We start from the raw sequence: 5,506 nt of genomic DNA, 5'->3' as shown, positions 1-5,506 counted from the left end.
GTAGAGGTGGTAATAACTTTCAGGATAGAGTTGCATAGAATTGTTTTATATAGGAAGAGATGGAGTCCACTTTACTTTATAAACAGCAAAGTAATTTGCAAATTTCTCAGTCTAAATCGAAAAAGTGAACTCCATCTTTCACTTGGAAAAACAGAACAGATGGAGCCCACCTTTTCTAAACAACTGTTACAAAACATAAAAACTTATTGGTGATTTTAAAGTAAGGTGGACTCCATCTCCTCACATCTCTACAACGGAATATTCCCGTGTTTCTTTTTCGGATTTACATCAACTTTGTTTTCGAGAATTTGAAATGCGCGGATGAGTTTTGAGCGCGTGGTTTTTGGTTCAATCACATCGTCAATGTAACCGCGTTGTGCAGCGATGTACGGACTTGCAAATTTCTCGCGGTACTCTTGTTCTTTTTCCGAAAGAAATTTTTCTGCTTCTGATTTTTCTTTACCGTTCACATCTTTTCGATATAAAATTTCTACTGCACCTTTTGGTCCCATCACGGCAATTTCCGCTGTGGGATAGGCAAAATTAAAATCGCCGCGAATGTGTTTGCTGTTCATAACGTCATACGCGCCGCCGTACGCTTTGCGAGTAATCACCGTAACTTTCGGAACCGTTGCTTCGGCGAATGCGTAGAGAAGTTTTGCGCCGTGTTTGATTATGCCGCGCCACTCTTGGTCAGTTCCCGGCAAGAATCCCGGAACGTCTTCAAACACGAGCAACGGAATATTGAACGCATCGCAGAAACGAATAAAGCGCGCGCCTTTTATGCTTGCATCAATGTCGAGCGCGCCGGCAAGCGATGATGGTTGATTCGCAATAATGCCAACTGATTTTCCTGCGAGCCGCACAAATCCAACGAGAATATTTTGCGCGTAGAGTTCATGCACTTCAAAAAAATCTCCGTCATCAACAACGAGTTTAATCACGTCTTTCATATCATACGGCTTGTTCGGATTTTCAGGAATGATGGAATTTAATTTTTCATCTTCGCGATTGAAATCATTTCGCCGCAGCGAATCTTCGACATTCGTTTCATACGTAGGAACATCATCAATATTGTTGGAAGGAATGTAACTGAATAATTTTCTAATCGCGCGCATACATTCGATTTCATTTTCACACGCGAAATGTGCAACACCGCTTTTGGTTGCGTGTGTAACTGCTCCGCCCAAATCTTCAAACGAAACGTCTTCGTGCGTTACAGTTTTCACAACGTTGGGACCGGTAACGAACATATAACTCGTGTTCTTCACCATAAAAATAAAATCGGTGATTGCGGGAGAATACACTGCGCCGCCAGCACACGGACCAAGCACTGCGGAAATTTGCGGCACAACTCCCGAAGCAAGCGTGTTGCGCAAAAAAATATCCGCATAACCGCCAAGCGACACAACGCCTTCTTGAATTCTCGCGCCGCCGCTATCGTTGAGTCCGATGATTGGCGCACCGACTTTCATTGCCATATCCATTATCTTGCAAATCTTCGCAGCGTGCGCTTCGGAAAGTGAACCGCCGAACACGGTAAAATCCTGACTGAACACAAATACTAATCGTCCATCAATTGTTCCGCTTCCGCATACAACGCCATCACCGAGATATTGTTCTTTTTCCAAACCGAAATCTTTCGAGCGATGAACAACGAGCGCATCAACTTCTTCGAAACTTTTTTCATCGAGAAGAACTTCTAATCGTTCGCGTGCTGTGAGTTTACCTTTTTTATGTTGTTCTTCAATGCGTTTTTCTCCTCCACCGAGAAGTGATTGTTGTTTGAGAGTGTGAAGTTGGGTGAGTTTGTTGTTCATTTGAAAATTTTGTTTGTAGTAAAATCAATTCACGTAACCATAAATGGTTACGCTGGGCGAAAAAATCCCGATAAATCGGGATGATGTAAATCTATGTTTTTCAGAATCATTTATGATTCTTTCTTCGTTCAGCATTACCGTTTACGGTAATGTGTGAAGTTAAATATCCGTTTCTATTCGTTCCATCACTTCATTTAGTGTTCCGTTCTTATGATGTTCTTTTTGATTGTGAATGTATCGCAGAATATTTTTCAAATCTTTTTCTGCAAATGAGAGAACACCAAACCCATCTTGCCACGTAAAGTTTTTTGTGATTTGCAATTCTTTATTGAGAAAATAGGAACTACTTCCTTTCAGTTTTCCGACTATATCGCTTACCGATTTTGCCGGAGGAATTAAAATAGCAATATGAATATGATTTTCCGTTCCACCAATTCCATACAATGAGCAAGAATAACGTTTTGTTTTGTTATCGAAAAATGGGAGCAACACTTTTTCAATTTCTGGAGTAATTATTGGTTGACGACTTAATGTTGACCAAACTATGTGGTAAAATGTTTTGTAGAATACTTGGCTCATAATATTTTTTGTTTATTCATTTTTGAACAATACCATAAATGGTATTGCTGGACGAAGAAATCCCGATAAATCGGGATGATGTAAATCTATGTTTTTCAGAATCATTTATGATTCTTTCTTCGTTCAGCATTACCGTTTACGGTAATGCGATTGAGTTTTCAATAGGTATAAAATCCTTTTCCCGTTTTTCTTCCGAGTTGATTTGATTCGACCATTTTTTTCTGAATGATATGCGGACGATAACGCGGTTCGTGAAAATATTGTTCGTACACGGATTGCGTAACGGCGAGATTCACATCAATTCCGATTAAGTCCATCAATTCAAACGGTCCCATTTTAAATCCGCCTTCGAGTTTTACGATGCGGTCAATTTCTTCAACTGTTGCAACTCCTTCGCCAAGTAATCGTAGTGTTTCTCCGTAAAATGGTCGCGCAATTCTGTTCACAATAAATCCCGGAGTATCTTTGCATACGACGGGAATTTTTCCCAGCGATTGTGAGAACTCAACTGTTGCAGTTACAATTTCATCAGAAGTATGAAATCCTTTTACAACTTCAACCAATTTCATTATGTGCGCGGGATTGAAAAAATGCAAACCAACAACTCGGTCGGATTTTTTTGTATGCGATGCGATGGATGTAATGGAAATTGAAGAAGTGTTCGAAGCGAGAATAGTTTTTTCCGATGTGAGCAAATCAAGTTCTTTGAAAAGTTCGCCTTTTACTTTTATATCTTCGACAATTGCTTCGATGATGATTGAACATTCGGATAAATCTTTTAACGTAGTTTTTGTGTAAATGTTCGAAAGAATTTTTTCTCCAACTTCTGAAGTCAATTTTCCTTTTTGAACTGACGATTGAATTTCTTTTTTGAGTTTTTCAAAATTTGATTTGAGGAACTTTTTATCAATGTCGAAAGCGTACACTGTGTGATTTGCTTTTGCAGCAGATTGTGCAATGCCGATTCCCATTGTTCCAAAACCGATGATGCCGATGTTCATATAAGTTACGAGTTGCGAGTTACGAGTTACGAGTTACGAGTTGCGAGTTGCGAGTTGCGAGTTACAAGTTGAAAAATTGTGGGAAAAATTAATAAAGTTGCGTTGAGAAAAAAAGTGGTCGAGGATTCGATGGTTCAAGTGGTCAAGTGGTCAAGTGGTTAAGTGTATAAATATTTCACTCGAATCCTATACCGCTGGACTCCTCGAATCCATTTCACTTATTTTGCCAAAAGAACTACTTTCAATAGTTTTGCTCACAAAATTTTAGTTTAAAAAGTGAAAACAGCAGAAGAAGAAAATCCGCAATTACTAAAAGCGTTTGAAGCAAAAATTGCTCGCGGAGAAAAAATTGAACCAAAAGATTGGATGCCGGAACGTTATCGCAAACAATTGATACGAATGATTTCGCAGCATGCCCACAGTGAAATTGTCGGAATGTTGCCGGAAGGAAATTGGATTACGCGCGCACCGTCATTACGGAGAAAAAAAGTGTTGCTCGCAAAAGTTCAAGACGAAGGTGGACACGGTTTGTATTTGTATTGCGCCGCAGAAACATTGGGAGTTGACAGAAGAGAATTGGTCGAAGCGCTTCTCGCGGGAAAAGCAAAGTATTCGAGCATATTTAATTATCCTACATTAAGTTGGGCGGATATGGGAGTTATCGGCTGGCTCGTTGATGGCGCAGCAATTGTGAATCAAACAATGCTGGCGAAAAGTTCATACGGTCCGTATTCGAGAGCGATGTTGCGAATTTGTTCAGAAGAAAATTTTCACAAGAAACAAGGTTATGAAATTGTAACAACGCTTGCTCGTGGAACTGAAGCACAACGAGCGATGGTGCAAGATTCGGTTAATCGCTGGTGGTGGCCATCGTTGATGATGTTCGGTCCATCGGATGCAAATTCTCCAAACTCTGCTGAACTTATGCGTTGGGGAGTAAAGATGGAAAGCAACGATGATTTGCGTCAGCGATTTGTGAACATCACCGTTCCGCAAGCGAAGATTTTGAACTTAACATTGCCCGATAAAGATTTGAAATTTAATTCTGTAACACGCAATTGGGATTTTGGAGAAATAAATTGGGAAGAATTTTACAACGTGATAAATGGAAATGGTCCGTGCAATGCAGAACGAATGAAAGCCCGCCGCAACGCCGATGAAAACGGAAAATGGGTTCGCGAAGCGGCAAGTGAATATGCGCGGAAGAAATCAATCGAAGAAGTTTCATAATCAATGTAAAATGTAAGTGAATGGTTTATATTTCGTCCTTCACTGATTTTTTTTCGTGCCAATTCGTGTAATTAATGGCAAAAAAAAACAACTTTATGAATAACAACTTCCTTTTCCTCTCGCCACGGCGAGTTTTCATCCTTCTTACTTCTTACTTCCTCCTTTGTAACTGGAGTTGCAAGGAGTATGAAAACGATAATCCCTATGATACGGATGTAAAACTCCCCGCGCCCACAAACGTAAGCGCAACGATGTACGCCGATACTGCTGTTATGCTCCAATGGAAATATGTGAAAAAGTATTTACCTCGCGTGCAGTTTATTATTGAACTCAGCACCAACAACGCCGCGTTTGAACAAGTAGGGTTGACCGACAAAGGAGCAACAACCTATACACACCGCAGTAGTTTTTCTGTTAGCAACAGTTACTCCTACCGCATACGAGCGCGAGCGGACATAAACAACGGCGCATACTCCCGCAACTCCGATACGCTGCACATCAGTTTTTATGCTCCCAATAGTTTAACTGCAACATTTCTCGCTGATACTGCAGTGCAATTACAATGGCGTGACAACAGCAATTATGAAACGGGATTCTTGATTGAGCAGGGAACAAACGGAACAAATTACACACTTGTTGATTCTGTAAATGCAAACATTACATCAAAAACTTTGAGCGGAGTTTTTCTTACTTTGCAAACGTATTATTTTCGAGTGCGAGCAAAATCGTCTCACAACTTTAGCAGTTATGTTGCAAAAAATGGCTCTCCGACTTTCCCCGCACCGACCAATTTAACTGCTACTTTCCTTGCTGATACTTCCGTTGCATTAAACTGGACTGACAACAGTAATTTTGAAACGGGATTTCTGATTGAGC

General features: G+C 40.3%; 5 protein-coding genes. 2 read left to right on the top strand and 3 right to left on the bottom strand.

Annotated features, from left to right (window positions below):
• Positions 1-248 precede the first annotated feature (248 nt).
• The 3 genes from FJ218_10700 to FJ218_10690 form a co-directional block, all read right to left on the bottom strand.
• Positions 249-1,820, bottom strand: a complete 1,572-nt coding sequence (locus FJ218_10700) for an acyl-CoA carboxylase subunit beta (GenBank protein MBM4167369.1) — start codon at positions 1,818-1,820, stop codon at positions 249-251.
• 159 nt (positions 1,821-1,979) lie between these two features.
• Positions 1,980-2,399 (bottom strand): IS200/IS605 family transposase, encoded by a 420-nt coding sequence (tnpA, locus tag FJ218_10695; protein ID MBM4167368.1) that lies wholly within the window; start codon positions 2,397-2,399, stop codon positions 1,980-1,982.
• A 158-nt stretch (positions 2,400-2,557) separates the two neighbouring features.
• On the bottom strand, positions 2,558-3,400 hold the full coding sequence (locus FJ218_10690; GenBank protein MBM4167367.1) for a 3-hydroxybutyryl-CoA dehydrogenase: 843 nt from the start codon (positions 3,398-3,400) through the stop codon (positions 2,558-2,560).
• 276 nt (positions 3,401-3,676) lie between these two features.
• Between FJ218_10690 and paaA the strand changes: the two genes are divergently transcribed.
• Together paaA and FJ218_10680 are read left to right on the top strand one after the other, a co-directional pair.
• Positions 3,677-4,630, top strand: a complete 954-nt coding sequence (paaA, locus tag FJ218_10685; protein MBM4167366.1) for a 1,2-phenylacetyl-CoA epoxidase subunit A — start codon at positions 3,677-3,679, stop codon at positions 4,628-4,630.
• A gap of 95 nt (positions 4,631-4,725) precedes the next feature.
• Positions 4,726-5,506: fibronectin type III domain-containing protein (locus tag FJ218_10680; protein ID MBM4167365.1), on the top strand; the 781-nt coding region annotated here is incomplete at its 3' end.

The organism is Ignavibacteria bacterium (assembly GCA_016873775.1).
GTDB lineage: Bacteria > Bacteroidota > Ignavibacteria > UBA10030 > F1-140-MAGs086 > JAGXRH01.
Note: the sequence above shows the minus strand (reverse complement) of the source record. Positions and strands in the feature narration are given on the sequence as shown.